Genomic DNA, 17,072 nt, shown 5'->3' on the forward strand with positions numbered 1-17,072 from the left:
ATCAGGCGACGGGCTGCAGCTCCGACGTGCAGTACTTGCAGCGGACCGCCTTGACCGGGACCGCGCTCAGGCACGCCGGGCAGTCGCGCTCCGTCGCCTCCTTGCCCCGGTCCAGGTACGCGAGCAGCTTCGCCATCGGCGCGACGAGCACGAAGTACACGACCGTCGCGGAGATGATGAACGTGATCGTCACCGAGATGAACGTGCCATAGGGGAACTTCGTGTCACCGATCGTGAACACCAGGTAGTCGAGGTTCGGGTTGCCGCCGACCAGCGCCAGCAGCGGGTCGATGAACGACTTCACGAACTGGGTGACCAGCGCCCCGAACTGCGCGCCGACGACCACGGCGACCGCGAGCTGCACGAGATTGCCGCGCAGCAGAAAGCTCTTCAACCCGGACATGCTTGTTGGTCGCTCCTTCGTCGCTCCGGGTTCGGGCGCTAACAAGCCTCGGCTGCCCGCACCACGTCACTTCGCTTGCAGGCTCTCGGCCGTGGTGCTGGTGGCCGCGAGGGGGTTGCTGTGGCGTGCGGGGGCCCGAACACGTCTGTTTGTTAAAGGAGAAGACTAAAGGGGCCAAAGGGGTGCGCTGGAGGTCGTGACCCGATTGGAAAGGAAGGGGGCTCAGCCGTCGGCGCCCGAGGTGTCGTGGGGGGTCGCGGGGGCCGGGCGGGGGGTGAGGCGGAGCCAGCGGGACGGGCGCGGCTCGGGCGGCGGGGCGTCGGCCGGGACCGGGCGGGGCGCGGCGGGGGCCGTCGGCTCGGCGGTGCCCGTCCTTGCGGTCTCGGTCTTCTCGTCTTCGGTCTGCGACATGTGGTGCTCTCCCCCTTCGGGGCAACCCTGCCGGAACGGGACGGCGGCGGGCAACCCCAATAAAAAGCGGCCGGCGGACGACCTCCCCACCCCTGGGGGTCGTCCGCCGGCCTCACGGGAGCGGGCCCCCATCCCCATGGGGTCTCGCTCCGGACGCCGCAACGAGGCGGCGGGCTCACGGGCCTGAATCCGACCCTTCGCGTAACCTGTCCGGGTTGTGCTCCGGGGTCTCGCTTCTGGATCGATTCAGACAAGTTCAGAGTAGTCCCGGTTGTGCCTTGAATCAACGCGAAAATAGGATCTCGCGCATGGCACGCGTCACACTGAAGACGATCGCCGACGAGGTCGGCGTGTCACGGACGACCGTGTCCAACGCGTTCTCCCGGCCGGACCAGCTCAACCCCGAGCTGCGGCGCAGAATCCTGGACACCGCCGAACGGATGGGCTACGCCGGGCCCGACCCCGCCGCGCGCACGCTGCGGCGCGGCAGGGCGGGGGTGCTCGGCGTCGTCCTGACCGAGGAGATCTCCTACGCCTTCACCGACCCGTACGCGACGGCGTTCCTGCGCGGCCTGGCGGAGGTCGCGGAACCGTCGTCCACGAGCCTGCTGCTGATGACCTGGCCCGACGACGCGTCCGCCGACGCGTCGGTGCGCGAGGCGATCGTCGACGGGTTCGTCGCGTTCTGCCTGTACGAGGGCCACCCGGCGCTTGAGGCGCTGCGGCAGCGTCGGCTGCCCTATGTGATCGCCGGGGAGCCGCGCATCGAGGGTGTGCCCTTCGTCGGGATAGACGACAGGGCCGCCGCCCGTCGGCTGGCGTCCTACCTGCTCAGCCTCGGGCACCGGCGGCTCGGCGTGATCCACCACGGCTTCGCCGACCCCGACCTCGACGCGGCGGGGACGTCGGGCGCGGTCGCGGCGCGGCTCGCCGGGTTCCGTGAGGCGGCCGCCGAGTTCGGCGTCGACTGGGCCGACGTCCCCGTCGTCAGGACCCTGCACTCCCGCGACGGCGGCCACGCGGCGGCCCAGGAGCTCCTCGCCCTCGACCCGCGCCCGACCGCCATCCTCGCCACCACCGACCTGATGGCGCTCGGCGCGCTCCGCGCCGCCGACGAGGCCGGCCTCACCGTCCCCGCCGACCTCTCGGTGACGGGCTTCGACGACATCCCCGGCGCGGCCGACGCGGGCCTCACCACGATCCGCCAGCCCAAGACCGAGAAGGGCAGGGCCGTCGGCCGCCTCCTCCTCGACCCCCCGCAACCCGAAGCCCCCTCGATCCTCATGGGCCACGAACTCATCATCCGCGACTCCACCTCCCTCCCCCATGACCTCTGAGGGTGAGGGTTCACCTCCACCCCTGACCCCTGAGGGTGCGGGCTCACCTCGTCCCCCTGACCTTTGCGGGTGAGGGCTCAGTCGAAGGTGATGATCTGGCGGATGGCGAGGCCGTCGGCGAGGGTGTCCATCGCCTCGTTGATCTCGCTGAGGGGGATACGTGAGGAGATGAGTTCTTCGACCGGGAGGCGGCCTTCGCGCCACATCTGGGCATAGATGGGGATGTCGCGGGAGGGGACGGCGGAGCCGAGGTAGGAGCCGATGATCGTGCGGGCCTCGGCCGTCAGGGTGAGGGGTTCGATGGCGGAGGTCGCGCCGGGGGCGGGCAGGCCGACCGTCACCGTCGTGCCGCCGGGGGCGGTGATCTTCACCGCGGTCTCGAACGCGGCGGGGTGCCCTGCCGCCTCCACCACGATGTCGGGGCGGATTCCGGAGGCCAGGGCGTCTGCCGGGGTGTAGACGGCGTCCGCGCCTAGTTCCGTGGCCCGCTCAAGCTTGGCGGGCACCGCGTCGATCCCGACGACCCTGGCGACGCCCAGGGCCCGCGCGGTCAGCAGCGCGGCCATCCCGACCCCGCCGAGCCCGACGACCGCCACGGTGTCCTCGGGGCCCGGCCGCGCCGCGTTCAGCAGCGCGCCTCCCCCGGTGAGCACCGCGCAGCCGAGGACGGCGGCGACGTCGGCGGGCACGTCGTCGTCGACCGGCACGAGCGACCTGCGGTCCACCACGGCGTGCGTCGCGAACCCCGAGACGCCCAGGTGGTGGTGGACCTCGTGCCCGTCGCGCGACAGCCGCCGCGCGCCGCCGAGCAGCGTCCCCGCCCCGTTGGCGGCCGAGCCGGGCGTGCAGGGCATCCGGCCGTCGGTCGCGCAGGCGCGGCACTCGCCGCAGCGCGGCAGGAACGCCATCACCACGCGCTGCCCGGCCGTCAGATCCGTCACGCCCGCGCCGACGCCCTCGACCCGCCCCGCCGACTCGTGCCCGAGCAGCATCGGCACCGGCCGCACCCGATGCCCGTTGACGACCGAAAGGTCCGAGTGGCACACCCCTGCCGCCTCGATCCGCACGAGCACCTCGCCGGGTCCCGGCGGGTCGAGCCGCAGCTCGCCCACCCTGATCGGCCGTGACCGCCCGTACGGCCGCGCCGCCCCGATCTCCTCGAGCACCGCCCCGGTGATGACCGTCATCCGACCCCGCTCCCTCGTCACGACATTCCACCTCAGACGCGGGCGTTCCGGCGCGCCCGGCACCGGGACTCCCGCGTTCCGGGATCGGAGCGTACGCGACACCGGGCGGCACCCCCCAGAAAACCCCCGGCCCGGGGTGACGCGGCACAGGGGGTCCGGGGCAGAATGGGCGGGAAACCAGAATCGGATTCGGTGGGTGGACATGACGCAGTACGGCATGACGATCGGTGGGGAGAGCGTCAAGGGCGAGGGTGCCTTCGACGTGGTGAATCCGGCGACCGGGCAGGTGTACGCGCAGGCGCCTGACTGCTCGGCCGAGCAGCTCGACGCCGCGTTCGAGTCGGCGCGGACCGCCTATCGGGGCTGGAAGGACGACCTCGCCGCGCGCCGCGCCGCCCTGCACGCGGCGGGCGACCTGCTGATGGCCAAGGCGCAGGAACTCGCCCCCGTCCTGACGGCCGAGCAGGGCAAGCCGCTCGGCGAGGCCGCCGCCGAGGTGTTCGGCGCGGGCTACTGGCTGAAGCACCACGCCGACATGGCGATCCCGCACGACGTCATCCGCGACGACGCCGCCGCGCGCGTCGAGGTCGTCCGGCGGCCGATGGGCGTGGTCGCGGCGATCACCCCGTGGAACTTCCCGCTGATGCTCGCGTGCTGGAAGATCGCGCCCGCGCTGCTCGCCGGGAACACGATGGTGCTGAAGCCGTCGCCTTACACGCCGCTCACCACCCTCGCCGTCGGCGAACTGCTGGCGGACGTGCTGCCGTCGGGCGTGCTCAACGTGGTCAGCGGACGCGACCCGCTCGGCGCGCGCATGACCGCGCACCCCGTGCCGCGCAAGGTGAGCTTCACCGGCAGCGTCGCGACGGGCAAGCGGGTCGCCGCCTCCGCCGCCGACGACCTCAAGCGCGTGACGCTCGAGCTGGGCGGCAACGACCCGGCGATCGTCCTTCCCGACGCCGACCCGGCCGTGGTCGGGCCGAAGCTGTTCGACCAGGCGTTCCTCAACAACGGGCAGATCTGCTCGGCCGTCAAGCGCGTCTACGTGCCCGACAACCTGCACGACGAGCTCGTCGAGGCGATCGCGGCGTGCGCGCGCGAGGCCAAGGTCGGCGACGGGACCGTCGAGGGGGTGCGGCTCGGGCCGCTGAACAACGCGCCGCAGCGCGACCGCGTCGCCGAGCTCGTCGCCGACGCCCTGGCGCGCGGCGCGACCGCGGTGACCGGCGGCAAGGCGGTCGACGGGCCCGGGTACTTCCACGAGCCGACCATCATCGCGGGCGCGTCCGACGGGTTCGCGATCGTGGACGAGGAGCAGTTCGGCCCCGCGCTGCCGATCGTGCGCTACGCGTCGGTCGAGGAGGCCGTCGAGCGGGCGAACGGGACGCACTTCGGGCTCGGCGGCTCGGTCTGGAGCGCGGACGAGGACCGCGCGTACGAGGTGGCGTCGTCGCTGGAGTGCGGCACCGCGTGGGTCAACACGCACCTCGCGCTGCACCCGGGCCAGCCGTTCGGCGGGTTCGGCTGGAGCGGCGTCGGCACCGAGAACGGGCCCTGGGGGCTCGAAGGGTTCACCGAGGTGCAAGTCCGACACCGCGCCAAGCTGTAAATTCTGTCGTTATGTGGGACGTGCTGAGGCAGGACGACAACGGAAATCAGGTGCGGGTCGCCAGACACCAGAGCAGGGTGTCCGCGCTCGCCCAGGTGCTGACGTTCGAGAGCGGAGTCCCGCACAAGCAGATGTACTGGGTCGACGGCCCGGAGGAACCGCAGCTGGCCACCAACCGCGACATGTACCTGCACCTGCTGCGCATCGGCCGGGACGCCCGCGCGGCGTCCTGGTCGCTGTCGGCGCTGCTGCGCTCGCTGTGGAAGGTCGGCTCGGCGCTGCGGCACGAGCACGGGCTCGAGGCCGACCAGGTCGGCGCGCTGTTCACGGCGGCGGCCGGTTCGCCGCCGCCGCCGTTCGACCCGGCCTGGTCGGCCAAGGACCTGACGTTCGACGGCGACCCCTTCATCCAGGCTGACTGGGAGAAGGTGCTGCTGTCGCAGATCGCCGACCTTGAGGACTTCGTCACCTCGCCCGCCCAGTACGTCGACGGGGTCGCGCCCGCGCCGCGCCCGCCCGGCTCCGGCCCGCGCGCCACGCCCGCCCGGTGGCGCAACTTCGACCCCGCCGCGTATCTGGAGTGCGCGGTCGCCGGGACGTTCGGCGGCTGGGACGTCGCGGACGGGTCGCGGGTGCCGCGCGACGGCGGGCCGTCGGCGTCGCCGGTGCGCGAACTCGGCGAGATCCCGTGGCTCGAACTCAGCCGCCTGCTCGTCTGCGGCCAGATCTTCGCCTGACTTCCCGCCGCGGAGCACGCGTTTGGCTTAACCTGCGAGAAACCCAACCTGGAACGCACGAACCCGCTGCCGAAGCGTCCGCGTCCCCGGTCGAGGAACACAGCCCGGAACGCGGGCGCCCCGAGCTCGGCCCGTCGGGCGGGACCGGGACCGCGAGCGCCCTTGTACTGGGCCCATGAACACAGCCCGGACCACGGGCGCCGCGAGCTCGGCCCGCAGGGCGGGACCGGGACCGCGAGCGGCCGTGTACTGGGCAGCACAGCCCGGAACGCGGGTCGCAGATCGCCCGTGTTCTGGGCCGATGAACGCAGCCCGGACCGCGGGCGCCTCGAGCTCGGCCCGTCGGGCGGGCCCGGGACCGCGGTCCGGGCCGATGAACACGGCGTGGAGGTGCGGTTCCGTTGAGCAAGCCTGCCATCTATCCCGTTGTGCCCTACCGTGACGTGTCCGGCGCGATCGCGTTCCTGTGCGAGGCGTTGGGGTTCGCGCCGCATCTGCTCGTGGAGGACTCGGCGGGGCGCGTCCAGCACGCCGAGCTCGCGTTGCATGACGGCGGGATCGTCATGCCGATCGCGTCGGACGATCCCGCGCCGATGTGGCTGATCGTGCGCGTCACCGACCTCGACGCGCACTACGCGGTCGCGCGGGCGGCGGGCGCGCGGGTGCTGCACGAGCCGCGCCCGACCGGGTACGGGGGACGCGACTACACGGTCCTCGACCCGGCCGGACACCACTGGACGATCAGCACATATGACCCTTACGCGCCGCGCGCCTAGGGGGCTGTGTCCTCCGGCGCTGTGTCCTCCGGCGTGGCCGAGCGTTCGCGGCAGAACTGGGCGATCTCGGCGAACACGTCGTCGTCGGCGGCCCAGGGGGTGCCGGGACGCGGCCAGTGCAGGGCGACGTCGGTGATGCCGGCGTCGGCGTATGCCTCGTACAGCTCGGTGAAGTCGGCGAGCGAACTCGTCCAGGGGTCGGCGGTGAAGCCGGTGAGCAGGAGCTTGCGCAGGGTCTTGAAGTCGCGGCCCTCGGCCTCGCAGGTCTCGGCGAGCCAGGCCATCCGGGAGCGCACGAGCGGGAGCGCGGGCTCGTCCGGGCTCGCGGGGTTGGCGATCCAGCCCTGCCCGTGCCGGACCGCAAGACGCATCCCGCGAGGCCCCTCCCCCGCCACGTAGAACGGCGGCCGCGGCAGCTGGACGAGCCCCGGCGCGACGGTGACGTCGCGGGCCGCCCAGTACTCGCCCCGCACGGTGACGGGTGATTCGGTGAGCAGCGCGTCGAGCTGGCCGACCCACTCGGCGTACCTGTCGGCGCGGCGCTTCGGGCTCCACTCGGCGTCAAGGACGTCGCCGTCGGAGGTGTGGCCGGTGCCGCCCGCGCCGACGCCGACGGTGATCCGGCCGCCGCTGATCCGGTCGAGCGTCTTGATCGCGTGCGCGGTGGGCAGCGGATGCCGGAAGTTCGGCGACGTGACCAGCGTGCCGAGCCTGATCCGCGACGTCGTCGCCGCGGCCGCCGCGAGCGACGTGAGGGCCTCGTCCCAGGGGCTGTGCCCCCGCCAGGCCAGATGATCGTAAAGCCATCCGGTGTGGAACCCGAGCTCCTCGGCCCGCTGCCACACCCGCCCCATCTCCGGCCACTCGTGCACCGGCCAGAGCACAACCCCGACGTTCATCAGCCCATCATCGCAGAAGCGAATCTAGAAAAAGTTTCGGATTTGGTGGACATCGGGGGGAACCTCCCTTGCCGGAGCGCGCGGGGCGGCGGACAATTGGAGGGCCCCACCCGATGGTGTCCGCCACCCCGCAGACGAAGGAGTCCGAGGATGTCGCAGGAGGAAGACTTCCTGAACAAGCTGGCCACGGACCTGATCTACCGGTTCCCGCCGACGTTCGACAACGTCGAGGACGAACGGCGGCACCGCAAGGAACGGCTCGCCGTCGCGCTGCGCACGTTCGGACGGTTCGGGTTCGAGGAGGGCGTCGCCGGCCACATCACCGCCCGCGACCCCGAGCACACCGACCACTTCTGGGTGAACCCGTTCGGGATGTCGTTCAAGCACATCAGGGTCAGCGACCTCATCCTGGTCAACCACCAGGGTCAGGTCGTCCAGGGGCGTTACCCGGTGAACGAGGCGGCCTTCGCGATCCACTCGCAGGTCCACCAGGCCCGCCCCGACGTCGTCGCCGCCGCGCACAGCCACTCCACCTACGGCCGCGCACTGTCCGCCCTCGGCCGCAAGCTGGAGCCCATCACCCAGGACGCCTGCGCCTTCTACCAGGACCACGGCCTGTTCGACGACTACACCGGCGTCGTCACCGACCTGGAAGAAGGCAAGCGCATCGCCGCCGCCCTCGGCGACACCAAGGCCGTCATCCTCCGCAACCACGGCCTCCTCACCGCGGGCGACTCCGTCGACGCCGCCGCCTGGTGGTTCATCACCATGGAGCGCTCATGCCAGGTCCAACTCCTGGCCGAAGCCGCCGGCACCCCGGTCCCCATCGCCCACGAAAACGCAGTCCTCACCCAAACCCAGTTGGGCAACGACCTGGTCGCCTGGATCAACTACCAACCCATAGCCGACCACACAATCCGCGAAAACCCCGACCTCTTCAACTAACCCTCCAATTCCCTCGCAAGCCATCCCAGACTGCTGGAAAAAGGCGAAAACCTACCCGCGTGCGGGCAGTATCAAGGGGTCGTTTCATCAGAGGTGATTGGTCGGCTGTCGCCGGAAGCTTAGCGAGACGCTCGGTTGGGATTTCCCAGCCGAGCGTTTGCGTGGTCGGCCCTGAGTCCTCCCCGACCTTCCAGTCCATCACGCCCCCCAACTGGGTCGCGACGACCTCTTGAACCCAAGCGCGTGGGGCCGGGGCCTCTTACGTCCCGAGTTCCGCAGTTCTTCTGGGTGGGCTTGACCCAGGGCGCGTTCGAGGGAGAAGCTTGTTCGACGAGTTTCGGTAGCCTGTGATCTCGGAGGAAGCAGTCAGATGCAATCCCCTGACGACGGCGACGATCTAATTGCCATCTTTGTGTGCAAGGATCCCGACAGCCTAGAATACGACGACTGTCCGGCGTTCTACCGGACAGATCGGGGGACCTGGATCGGGCAGGGCAAGCGGCGCGGCCCAGGGGTGGCTGCCCAACTTCGCTCCCTGGCAGAAGACGAGACTTTCTGCGAATTCCCCGATCCACTCATGGACCTCGTCGTGCGGATTTATGTCAAGGAGCGCTATGGAATTGATCTCGGTGGAGCGGCGCAGTGAGTTGTTGCGCACCGCGCGATCCATCCGCAAGATGGAGCTGAGAGACAACTACAGCATAGACGCCGAGATATTTGCGGCATGGCGCGAGGGGCGGTCGATCGCGGCTACCGCAAAGGGTATGGCGGATCGGGCTGCCGAGCGGATTGCAGCGGGCGTGGTGACCCATCGGGTGAAAGTCGTCTCCGAACCTCTTTCGAGTTATCACAAGTTCATCCTTGCGGCCAGCGAGCCCATGATCAAGGCAGGCGAAGTCATGCGATGGCTTCCCCGGCGTCTCGCATCTACGGTCTTTCTTCCCGGCAATGATTTCTTTGTCCTGGACGGCGAGGCCGTGATCTTCAACGTCTTTGACGGGGAAGACCAGAGGGCAGAGATCCAGCTCACCCAAGACCCTGCTGTAGTTGATCGCTGTACTGCGGCATTTACCAGCGCGTGGGAGTTGGCGCTTCCCTACGACGAGTACCGCGCAGATTCCCGAGCCGGACGTGTCTGACAGTGCCACCGCCGCCAAGAAGGCGTTCGGAATCAGGCTCAAGGAAATACGGCTGGATGCCTCGCTTACCGGGAATGACCTCGCGGCCCGGTCTGGAATGCGCAATTCAAAGATCTCCCGGATTGAGCACGGTCGACAGAACCCGACCGAGGACGATATCCGAGCATGGTGCACGGCATGTGGCGTGCCAGAACGGATTCCGGAGCTGATCGCCCGGCATCGCGAGATCGAACAGATGTGGGTTGAGTACCGGGATGAGATCCGGGCAGGACAGGTTCACATCCAGTCACGCAGCACACCGCTCTACGAGGGTACGAGGCTACTGCGGGCCTATGAAGCGAATCTTGTGCCCGGCATCCTCCAGACCCGCGCCTACTTTGTGGCGGCGCTGACGACCAGTGCCCTGCTTCGCGGGACGCCCGTTGCCGATATAGAGGCCGCAGCCGATGCCCGGCTCGCACGCCAGCATCTCGTCACGGCTGGAACCGGGCTGAACAACTACTCGTTCGTGATCGAGCACGGGGTGCTTGAGCACGCGTTCGGGGACGATGCGGTGATGATCGGACAGATGGAGTTCCTAATCCGAGCGACGCGCCTCCCGAACGTCGCCCTCGGTGTCATCCCCCCTTGGCGACGAAGGATCGTTCGAGCGGGAGAGGGCTTCTACCTTTTCGACGAGCAGCTCGTGCGTAGTGAGATGTGGTCCGGCGGATTTCGGACGAGGCGTACGGAGGAAGTGGCGTTCTTCGTCAAGCTGTTCGGCCGGCTACGCGACATGGCGGTCTACGGCGACGACGCGCGTGCCCTGATCACGGCGGCGCGAAGTCAATACGCGCAAACTCGGGAAAATTCCTAGCTGCTGCGCGGAGTGGGCTCTTAGCGTCGCCCCATGAGCATCGACGTATCCGCGCCGAAGGGCGGCGCGTACCGGCGACATCATCGATCCCTTCCAGGTTCCCTCCCGTGCGTGGGGTCAAGAGGAGTGGGCCGGGACTGCGGCGCTGAGGCCATCGGAACAGAAAGCGAAAGGCTGGTCGGCTCGTGAAGCCACCCGACTTGACCATCCTGGACACCGAAGCCCTCTACCGGCGTTATGTCCGAGACAAGTTCTTCGCGGTGATGGTTCAGCCGACCGAGGCGTGCAACCTGAACTGCGCCTACTGCTACCTGCCCCATCGAGCGCGGCGTAACGAGATGAGTGTCGAGGTCGCCCAGGCGGTCGCCGACAGCATCGCTGAGCAGGGTGATGCCGGCACGGTGCTGGTGATCTGGCATGGCGGTGAGCCGCTGATGCTGGGAACAGAGAAGTTCGAGGCCCTGCTTCAGCCTTTCGAGGAGTTGCGCGAAGCCGAGCGCGTCATTCACTCGGTACAGACCAACGCCACCCTGATCACCCCCGAGTGGTGCCGGATCTTCCGCGACTACTGGTTCCACGTCGGCGTCAGTATCGATGGGCCACGGGCGGCGAACCTCAACCGGGTCAACTGGACGGGCCGCCCCGCCTTCGACCGGATCATGAAGGGTATTCGGACTCTTCAGGACGAGGACATCTCCTTCGCGGTCATCAGCGTCGTGTCGCCCGAGACGATCGCCGACCCGATCCCGACGTTGCAGTTCCTCGACACCCTCGGGGCGGTCACGATCGCCTTCAACCTGGAAGAACGTGAAGGCGTCAACGTGGAACGCCCTCTCCTGCGCCTTCAGGAGGCCACCGATTTCTGGAGGGCGGTCATCGACCACCACCAGGCGACCGGTGGAACCACGCAGTACCGGGAACTGTCCCAGCTCTCCAGCTATCTGCTGCTGTCCCGTACGGGGCGCAAGGCGCAGTGGCTCGCGGGCCTGCACGAACCAGGCCCCGCGGTCGGATGGGACGGCACCACAGTTCTACTGTCCCCTGAATTCCTCGGCATGACCGCCCCGGAGCACCGGGACTTCGTCGCCGGAAACGTCCTGACCGAGTCCCTGCCCTCGATGCTCGCCCGCGCCCCGCACCTGAGCTACCTCAAAGAGTTCATGCGAGGGCTCGCGGCCTGCGAAACCGAGTGCGCTCTTTGGGACTTCTGCAAGGGAGCCTCGGCCGCGAACAGGTACTTCGAACACGGCACCTTCACCGCAACCGAGACAAATCACTGCCAAAACGCCCGCCAAGCCCCGCTGGCGGCCGTCGACGCCCACTTCCAGCAAACCAGAGAGGAGAACTGATGACCGCGAACAATCTCGCCGCGCCGCTCGCCGACTTGGAGAGCGGCGACGCGACGCCGGAGGCCGAGTCGCTGCTCCTTCAGCTCACCGGGGGCAGCACCTGCACAACGAACCTCACGTTCGATCGCAAGTGGTACAACTGGTCCAAGGACAAGTAGGCTCCCCGCCGACGAGAGGCCGTCGATGCTTGCGCTGATCAGCCCTGATCGCTACTACCGCAATTCCTTCGAAGAGGCGATCGCGGAGTTCGAAGCGCTGAACGGCGAAGGGGATGGCGGCCTCACCCCGGACAAACTCGTCGATAGCGCCGACTTTATACAGTTCCTCAAGAACCTCAACAACGACGCGGTACTCAATGCTCGGCATCAGTACTGGTGGTGCGACACGTCGGAGCAGGTCTACATCGCCCGCGTCACGCTCACCCTGCGCGACGAGTGGGATCAGCTCGAAATCTTCATCAGGCCCGGCCGTCGCGGCCAAGGCCACTTCACGCGGATCATGGCGGCCACCCTGCCCGTGGTCGAGGGCCTCGGGGCCGACGTCTCCCGACTCGACATCCTCGTCCCGGACGACGACCGCGCCAGCCAAGAAGAACTGGCACGCTGGTCTCGATGAGGAGGCCCCAGGAGTGCGGGCGGTTTCAAGGGGCCCGGGGGCCAAAGGAAGTTCACGCTCCTGGTGGTGAGCGGGGCCCGCTGGCTGGGCTCGACGGTTCAGGTCTCCGAGGCCGAGTTGACGGGCGGGCCGCTGCTGACCGAAGAGCAGCGTCGGCACGGCCCCTCGCGTAGTCGCGTGTCCTGAGTTCCCCGCAGTCCCTTCGGGACTGCGGGGAAGGGGAAAGCCCCGCCCCGGTTGGCTGAGTCCTGGGGAGCGCCGGAGGCGCGGAGTAGCGCTCGATCGGGCGCTTGTCCTTTCCCGCTGGGGGGTGGGGTTAGAGGGAGCGGGCCTTGGTTAGGGTTTCTAGGGGGTCGGTGAGGACGTCGGTGAAGGCTAGTTCGGCGGCGCCCATGAGGGTGGCTTGTTCGCCCAGGGTTGAGGTGCGTAGGCGGACGGATTCTCGGGCGGCGGTTAGGCCGTCGATGGCCAGGCGGCTGCGGACTTGGGCGGCGGAGCCCATGTAGATTTCGCGCATTACGCCGCCGAAGATGACCATGCTGGGATTGAAGATGTTGATGAGGTTCGCGACGCCGTAGCCTAGCCAGTCGCCTACTTGGTGGAGGGCGTCGCGGGCTTTGGCGTCGCCGCGGTCGGCGGCGTCCACGATGAGTTCGACGGCGCGGCGGCCGGAGGTGCCCTCGGTGGAGCGGCCGGACAGGGCGATGAGGGCCAGTTCGCCGGCTTCGGATTCCAGGCAGCCTCGGGAGCCGCAGCCGCAGGGGCGGCCGCCGGGGTTGACGACCATGTGGCCGATCTCGCCGCCGTAGCCGCCCTCGCCGCCGAGCAGGCGGCCGCCGACGATGACGCCGCCGCCGATGCCGACGTCGCCGTGCAGGTAGATGATGTCGTCAAGGCCCGCGCCCGCGCCGCGCGCGCGTTCGGCAAGCGCCGCGAGGTTCGCGTCGTTGCCGACCGAGACCCGCAGCCCGAGCGCCATCCGACGGGTCAGCTCGGCCCCCAGCGGCACGTCGACCCAGCCGATGTTCGGCCCGTGCCTGACGACCCCGTCCTCCTGCCGGACGATCCCGGAGAACGCGACGCCGACCCCCACGCAGAGCGCGTCGGAGGCGGCATTGCGCACAAGCCGCCGCCCGGCCGCCGCGAGCGCGGAGACGACGTCGTCGACATCATGGGAATCCCGCGCGACGACCACGTCGGCACGGTCCAGAACCGTCCCGCCGAGCCCGACCCGTGCGACGACGAGCCGGTCCGCGCCGACGTCCAACGCCAGCACGTACACGCGGTCGGACTCGGGCCGGACGACCAGGGACGGCCGCCCGGCTTTGCGCGTCGTCTTGGGCAGTTCCTCGGTCACCAGGCCAGCGGCGGTGAGGTCCGAGGTCAGCGCCATGATGGTGCTGCGGTTGAGCCCCATCCGTTCGGCCAGCGCCGCGCGCGACGCCGGGCCGGACAGATGGACGTGCCTGAGCAGAGTTCCCAGATTGTGCCGGCGGATCTCCTCGGGTGAGGGCGCGGCTCGCATCGGGTGGGGTCCTTAGGGGGAGGGTCGGACGCTGGTCACCGTGTGGTCAGTGATCGCCGTCTGGACAGGGCGTCGACGCCCGCCGCCAGCAGCAGGACCAATCCTGTCACGATGAACTTCGTGCCCGCGCTGTACCCCATGAGGCCCATGCCGTTGTCGATGACCGCGATGACCATGCCGCCGAGGATCGCGTCGAGCATGCGGCCGCGTCCGCCGAACAGGCTCGTGCCGCCGATGACGGCAGCGCCGACGGCCTTGAGCAGCACGTCGCTGCCGCCGGTGTTCGGGTCGACGGAGTTGGCGCGCGACGCGGCGATGATGCCGCCGATCGCGGCCATCGCCGAGCACAGCACGAATGCGATGATCTTGATCCGGTCGACGTTGATGCCCGCGCGGCGGGCCGCCTCCTGGTTGCCGCCGACCGCGTAGATGTGGCGGCCGAAGGACGTCCGGTTCAGCACGAAGGTGAACACGACGAGCAGCACGAGGATCAGCGGCACGACGATCGGCATGCCCTTGAGGGACGCGAACGCGGGGTTGCGGCTGCGCTCAAGGCTGAGGAAGTAGACGCCGAGGCCGCAGACCACGGCGAGCGCGCTGACCTTGACGACCACGGCCCCGAGGCTCTGTCCGACGAGCCCGCGCTTGCGCCGGGTCGTGAACTGCCTGAGCTGGACGGCGGCGAAGCCGAGGATGCCGACGGCGAAGATGACCCAGCCGAGGGTGATCGGCACGTTGTCGTTGGAGATCGCCACGATCGTCTTGTCGGAGATCGAGATGTTGGTGCCGTTGTCCATGATCTTCAGCGCCACGCCCTGGAGGGCGAGGAACGCCGCGAGCGTCACGACGAACGACGGAATCCCGATCTTCACCACGATCGTGCCGAGCAGCGTGCCGATGAGCGCGCCGACGATCAGCGCCGCGCCGACGGCCGCGTACCAGGGCCACCCTTGTTGGGTGAGGGTGACGGCGAGGACCGCCGCGCACACGCCGCTGGTGAAGCCCGCCGACAGGTCGATCTCGCCGAGCAGCAGGACGAAGACCAGGCCCATGGCGATGACGATGCCCGCCGCGCCCTGGGTGAACAGGTTGGCGAGGTTGCTCGTGCTCATGAAGATCGGCTGGGCGACCCAGAAGAACACGCACAGGGCCACGAGGGCGATGAGCGCGGGCAGCGCGCCCATGTCCCCGCCCTTGACCCGGCCGAGGTAGCCGCCGACCATCTCCTTCACCGGGGACCCGGTGCTCTCCTCGGCCGGCCGCTTGGTCACGACGGCGCTCATGCCTTGGCTCCGTTCCCGTTGGCTTGTGCGATCCCGAGGTCGCCGCTGCGGCCCGCGGTGATGAGTTCGACGACCTGCGCGTGCGTGACGTCGCGGGTCTTGACCTGGGCGGCCATCTTGCCCAGGTAGAGGGCGGCGATCCGGTCGGACACCGCGAACACGTCGTTCATGTTGTGCGAGATGAGCACGACCGCGAGGCCCTTGTCGGCGAGGCGGCGGACGAGCTCGAGCACCTGCTGGGTCTGTGCGACGCCGAGCGCGGCGGTCGGCTCGTCAAGGATGACGACCTTGCTGTTCCACAGCACCGCCTTGGCGATCGCGACGGTCTGGCGCTGGCCGCCGGAGAGGCTCGACACCTGCTGGCGGACCGACTTGACGGTACGGACGGACAGGCCCGCGAGGGTCTGCGCGGCGAGCTCCTCCATCGCGTACTCGTCGAGGATGAGGCCGCTCTTCTTCTCGCGGCCCAGGAACATGTTCTGCACGATGTCGAGGTTGTCGGCCAGTGCGAGGTCCTGGTAGACGATCTCGACGCCGAGCGCGGCCGCGTCACGAGGCCCGCCGACGTGGACGGGCTTGCCCTCGAAGAGGTAGTCGCCGGAGTCTATCGGGTGGATGCCGCCGATGCACTTGACGAGGGTTGACTTGCCTGCGCCGTTGTCGCCGACGAGCGCGGTGACCTCACCGGCGTGGACCTCGAAGTCGACGCCGTGCAGCACCTGGACGGGACCGAAGCTCTTGTCGATCCCACGCAGTTCGATCACCGGGCCGGGGACCTGGTTCTCAGACGCGGTCATGGGGGTCTCCTCACATGGGCCCCGGCCGCCCGTGACGGGCGGCCGGGGCGGTGCCGGATCGGCGGTTACTGGACGCCCGCGTCGGTGCACGCCTTCGCGAAGTCACCGGTGCAGAGCTCTTCCTTGGTCACGAAGCCGTCCGCGACGACGTCCTTGACGCTGTCCTTGAAGATGGCCTGCGGCTCGAGGAGGACCGAGGGCACGTCCGCGCCGGACTCGGAGTCCTTGGTGGTGCCGTTGGTCTCGCCCTTCTCGCCCTTGGCCAGCGCGATCGCGAGCTTGGCGGCCGCGTCGGCCTCCTTCTTGATCGCCTTGTAGACGGTCATGCACTGGTCGCCCGCGAGGATGTTCTGCAGGCCCTGGACGGTGGCGTCCTGGCCGGTCACCGGGACCTGGCCGTTCAGCTTCTGCTTCTTCAGGATGGCGATGGCGGCGTTGCCGAGGCCGTCGTTGGCGGCCAGGACGCCGCCGATCTTCGGCTCGCTGGTCAGCATCTGCTCGAAGATGGTGCCGGCCTTGGTGTTGTCCCAGTCCGGGACGGACTGGTCCGGGCCCGCCACGTACTCGCCGGAGTCGAACTTCGGCTGGAGGACGCCGTTGTAACCGGCGGCGAACAGGGTGGCGTTGTTGTCGGTCGGCGAGCCGTTGAGGCGCGCGACGATCGGCTTCTCGGCCTTCTGGTCGGTGAGGCACTTGACGAGGCCCTCACCCTGGAGCTTGCCGACCGCGGTGTTGTCGAAGGAGACGTAGTACTCCGCGCCGCCGCCGAGGGTGAGCCGGTCGTAGTCGATGACCGCGACGCCCTGGGACTTGGCCTTGTCGATGACGGCCTTGCCGGTGCCGCTGTCGAGGTTGACGATCAGCAGGACCTTCGCGCCGTTGGTGATCATCTGGTCGGCGATGGTCTGGAAGTTCGACTTGTCGCCCTGGGCGTTCTGGATGTCGGACTCGACACCGGCGGCGTCGAACGCCTCCTTGAGGTACTTGCGGTCGGCGGTCTCCCACCGGGCGGAGGACTTGCTGTCGGGCAGGATGACGCCGACCTTGCCGACCGCCTTGTCGCCGTCGGCCGGGGCGGTGGAGGAGTCGTCGCCACAGGCCGCGACGGTGCTGCCGAGCAGGGCCATGGTGGCGGTGAGGGTGAGGATCCCCTTGCGCATGATGCGTGGGTCCTTTCGGGGGAAGGCTCGGTAGAGGGCCGAGC

19 protein-coding genes are annotated in these 17,072 nt (G+C 69.1%); 11 read left to right on the plus strand and 8 right to left on the minus strand.

All coding sequences use genetic code 11. From position 1 onward, the window contains the following. Position 1 precedes the first annotated feature (1 nt). Both R9X44_RS11940 and R9X44_RS11945 read right to left on the minus strand, forming a co-directional pair. A complete protein-coding gene (locus tag R9X44_RS11940; RefSeq protein ID WP_319814133.1) occupies positions 2 to 403 on the minus strand; it encodes an MscL family protein in 402 nt (133 codons plus the stop codon). A 222-nt stretch (positions 404 to 625) separates the two neighbouring features. Then, a complete protein-coding gene (locus R9X44_RS11945; protein WP_319814134.1) occupies positions 626 to 814 on the minus strand; it encodes a hypothetical protein in 189 nt (62 codons plus the stop codon). A 308-nt stretch (positions 815 to 1,122) separates the two neighbouring features. On the opposite strand from R9X44_RS11945, the gene R9X44_RS11950 reads away from it, so the two are divergent. After that, positions 1,123 to 2,151: a LacI family DNA-binding transcriptional regulator gene (locus tag R9X44_RS11950; protein WP_319814135.1), complete on the plus strand. Its 1,029-nt coding sequence runs from the start codon at positions 1,123 to 1,125 to the stop codon at positions 2,149 to 2,151. A 77-nt stretch (positions 2,152 to 2,228) separates the two neighbouring features. Here the strand turns inward: R9X44_RS11950 and R9X44_RS11955 are convergent, their stop codons facing one another. Further along, on the minus strand, positions 2,229 to 3,338 hold the full coding sequence (locus R9X44_RS11955) for an alcohol dehydrogenase catalytic domain-containing protein (RefSeq protein ID WP_319814136.1): 1,110 nt from the start codon (positions 3,336 to 3,338) through the stop codon (positions 2,229 to 2,231). Between the two features lie 202 nt (positions 3,339 to 3,540). Here R9X44_RS11955 and R9X44_RS11960 point away from each other — a divergent pair, with 202 nt between their 5' ends. The 3 genes from R9X44_RS11960 to R9X44_RS11970 all read left to right on the plus strand — a co-directional run bounded on the left by R9X44_RS11960 (position 3,541) and on the right by R9X44_RS11970 (position 6,460). Next, entirely contained in the window at positions 3,541 to 4,947 is a 1,407-nt protein-coding gene (locus R9X44_RS11960; protein ID WP_319814229.1) for an aldehyde dehydrogenase family protein, read from the plus strand. An 11-nt stretch (positions 4,948 to 4,958) separates the two neighbouring features. Beyond that, complete coding sequence (locus R9X44_RS11965) at positions 4,959 to 5,684, plus strand: hypothetical protein (RefSeq protein WP_319814137.1); 726 nt, start codon at positions 4,959 to 4,961, stop codon at positions 5,682 to 5,684. Between the two features lie 401 nt (positions 5,685 to 6,085). Continuing rightward, entirely contained in the window at positions 6,086 to 6,460 is a 375-nt protein-coding gene (locus R9X44_RS11970) for a VOC family protein (RefSeq protein WP_319814138.1), read from the plus strand. Here the strand turns inward: R9X44_RS11970 and R9X44_RS11975 are convergent. Next, positions 6,457 to 7,359 carry an LLM class flavin-dependent oxidoreductase gene (locus R9X44_RS11975; protein ID WP_319814139.1) on the minus strand — a complete coding sequence of 301 codons (903 nt, stop codon included), beginning with the start codon at positions 7,357 to 7,359 and terminating at the stop codon, positions 6,457 to 6,459. The genes R9X44_RS11970 and R9X44_RS11975 overlap by 4 nt on opposite strands. A gap of 150 nt (positions 7,360 to 7,509) precedes the next feature. On the opposite strand from R9X44_RS11975, the gene R9X44_RS11980 reads away from it, so the two are divergent. The 7 genes from R9X44_RS11980 (at position 7,510) to R9X44_RS12010 (ending at position 12,263) form a co-directional block, all read left to right on the plus strand. After that, positions 7,510 to 8,304 carry a class II aldolase/adducin family protein gene (locus R9X44_RS11980; protein WP_319814140.1) on the plus strand — a complete coding sequence of 265 codons (795 nt, stop codon included), beginning with the start codon at positions 7,510 to 7,512 and terminating at the stop codon, positions 8,302 to 8,304. Between the two features lie 370 nt (positions 8,305 to 8,674). Beyond that, a complete protein-coding gene (locus R9X44_RS11985; RefSeq protein ID WP_319814141.1) occupies positions 8,675 to 8,950 on the plus strand; it encodes a hypothetical protein in 276 nt (91 codons plus the stop codon). Next, entirely contained in the window at positions 8,919 to 9,443 is a 525-nt protein-coding gene (locus R9X44_RS11990) for a DUF6879 family protein (protein ID WP_319814142.1), read from the plus strand. The genes R9X44_RS11985 and R9X44_RS11990 overlap by 32 nt, the downstream gene beginning before the upstream one ends. Beyond that, positions 9,436 to 10,299: a helix-turn-helix transcriptional regulator gene (locus R9X44_RS11995; protein WP_319814143.1), complete on the plus strand. Its 864-nt coding sequence runs from the start codon at positions 9,436 to 9,438 to the stop codon at positions 10,297 to 10,299. The genes R9X44_RS11990 and R9X44_RS11995 overlap by 8 nt, the downstream gene beginning before the upstream one ends. A 200-nt stretch (positions 10,300 to 10,499) precedes the next feature. Beyond that, complete coding sequence (gene amcB, locus R9X44_RS12000; protein WP_319814144.1) at positions 10,500 to 11,648, plus strand: cyclophane-forming radical SAM peptide maturase AmcB; 1,149 nt, start codon at positions 10,500 to 10,502, stop codon at positions 11,646 to 11,648. Beyond that, complete coding sequence (locus R9X44_RS12005; protein WP_319814145.1) at positions 11,648 to 11,806, plus strand: hypothetical protein; 159 nt, start codon at positions 11,648 to 11,650, stop codon at positions 11,804 to 11,806. Before amcB ends, R9X44_RS12005 begins: the two co-directional genes overlap by 1 nt. A gap of 25 nt (positions 11,807 to 11,831) precedes the next feature. Beyond that, entirely contained in the window at positions 11,832 to 12,263 is a 432-nt protein-coding gene (locus tag R9X44_RS12010; protein ID WP_319814146.1) for a hypothetical protein, read from the plus strand. 316 nt (positions 12,264 to 12,579) lie between these two features. On the opposite strand, the gene R9X44_RS12015 is transcribed toward R9X44_RS12010, so the two are convergent. The 4 genes from R9X44_RS12015 to R9X44_RS12030 all read right to left on the minus strand — a co-directional run bounded on the left by R9X44_RS12015 (position 12,580) and on the right by R9X44_RS12030 (position 17,028). Further along, the gene (locus tag R9X44_RS12015) at positions 12,580 to 13,788 is read right to left on the minus strand and encodes an ROK family transcriptional regulator (protein WP_319814147.1); all 1,209 of its coding nucleotides are present in this window, start codon (positions 13,786 to 13,788) and stop codon (positions 12,580 to 12,582) included. Positions 13,789 to 13,823: 35 nt separating this feature from the next. Beyond that, positions 13,824 to 15,071, minus strand: a complete 1,248-nt coding sequence (locus tag R9X44_RS12020; RefSeq protein ID WP_319814148.1) for an ABC transporter permease subunit — start codon at positions 15,069 to 15,071, stop codon at positions 13,824 to 13,826. Beyond that, on the minus strand, positions 15,068 to 15,868 hold the full coding sequence (locus R9X44_RS12025) for an ATP-binding cassette domain-containing protein (protein WP_319814149.1): 801 nt from the start codon (positions 15,866 to 15,868) through the stop codon (positions 15,068 to 15,070). The genes R9X44_RS12020 and R9X44_RS12025 overlap by 4 nt, the downstream gene beginning before the upstream one ends. A 65-nt stretch (positions 15,869 to 15,933) precedes the next feature. Further along, positions 15,934 to 17,028, minus strand: coding sequence for a sugar ABC transporter substrate-binding protein (locus tag R9X44_RS12030; protein WP_319814150.1), 1,095 nt, complete (start codon positions 17,026 to 17,028; stop codon positions 15,934 to 15,936). Positions 17,029 to 17,072 lie beyond the last annotated feature (44 nt).

This window comes from Actinocorallia sp. A-T 12471 (assembly GCF_033875155.1).
Lineage (GTDB): Bacteria > Actinomycetota > Actinomycetes > Streptosporangiales > Streptosporangiaceae > Actinocorallia.

What these genes read in the sequence shown, in the direction of transcription:
- R9X44_RS11940 (WP_319814133.1), bottom strand. Translation starts at nt 403, where the DNA reads ATGTCCGGGTTGAAGAGCTTTCTGCTGCGCGGCAATCTCGTGCAGCTC.
- R9X44_RS11945 (WP_319814134.1), bottom strand. Translation starts at nt 814, where the DNA reads ATGTCGCAGACCGAAGACGAGAAGACCGAGACCGCAAGGACGGGCACC.
- R9X44_RS11950 (WP_319814135.1), top strand. Translation starts at nt 1,123, where the DNA reads ATGGCACGCGTCACACTGAAGACGATCGCCGACGAGGTCGGCGTGTCA.
- R9X44_RS11955 (WP_319814136.1), bottom strand. Translation starts at nt 3,338, where the DNA reads ATGACGGTCATCACCGGGGCGGTGCTCGAGGAGATCGGGGCGGCGCGG.
- R9X44_RS11960 (WP_319814229.1), top strand. Translation starts at nt 3,541, where the DNA reads ATGACGCAGTACGGCATGACGATCGGTGGGGAGAGCGTCAAGGGCGAG.
- R9X44_RS11965 (WP_319814137.1), top strand. Translation starts at nt 4,959, where the DNA reads ATGTGGGACGTGCTGAGGCAGGACGACAACGGAAATCAGGTGCGGGTC.
- R9X44_RS11975 (WP_319814139.1), bottom strand. Translation starts at nt 7,359, where the DNA reads ATGAACGTCGGGGTTGTGCTCTGGCCGGTGCACGAGTGGCCGGAGATG.
- R9X44_RS11980 (WP_319814140.1), top strand. Translation starts at nt 7,510, where the DNA reads ATGTCGCAGGAGGAAGACTTCCTGAACAAGCTGGCCACGGACCTGATC.
- R9X44_RS11985 (WP_319814141.1), top strand. Translation starts at nt 8,675, where the DNA reads ATGCAATCCCCTGACGACGGCGACGATCTAATTGCCATCTTTGTGTGC.
- R9X44_RS11990 (WP_319814142.1), top strand. Translation starts at nt 8,919, where the DNA reads ATGGAATTGATCTCGGTGGAGCGGCGCAGTGAGTTGTTGCGCACCGCG.
- R9X44_RS12005 (WP_319814145.1), top strand. Translation starts at nt 11,648, where the DNA reads ATGACCGCGAACAATCTCGCCGCGCCGCTCGCCGACTTGGAGAGCGGC.
- R9X44_RS12010 (WP_319814146.1), top strand. Translation starts at nt 11,832, where the DNA reads ATGCTTGCGCTGATCAGCCCTGATCGCTACTACCGCAATTCCTTCGAA.
- R9X44_RS12015 (WP_319814147.1), bottom strand. Translation starts at nt 13,788, where the DNA reads ATGCGAGCCGCGCCCTCACCCGAGGAGATCCGCCGGCACAATCTGGGA.
- R9X44_RS12020 (WP_319814148.1), bottom strand. Translation starts at nt 15,071, where the DNA reads ATGAGCGCCGTCGTGACCAAGCGGCCGGCCGAGGAGAGCACCGGGTCC.
- R9X44_RS12025 (WP_319814149.1), bottom strand. Translation starts at nt 15,868, where the DNA reads ATGACCGCGTCTGAGAACCAGGTCCCCGGCCCGGTGATCGAACTGCGT.
- R9X44_RS12030 (WP_319814150.1), bottom strand. Translation starts at nt 17,028, where the DNA reads ATGCGCAAGGGGATCCTCACCCTCACCGCCACCATGGCCCTGCTCGGC.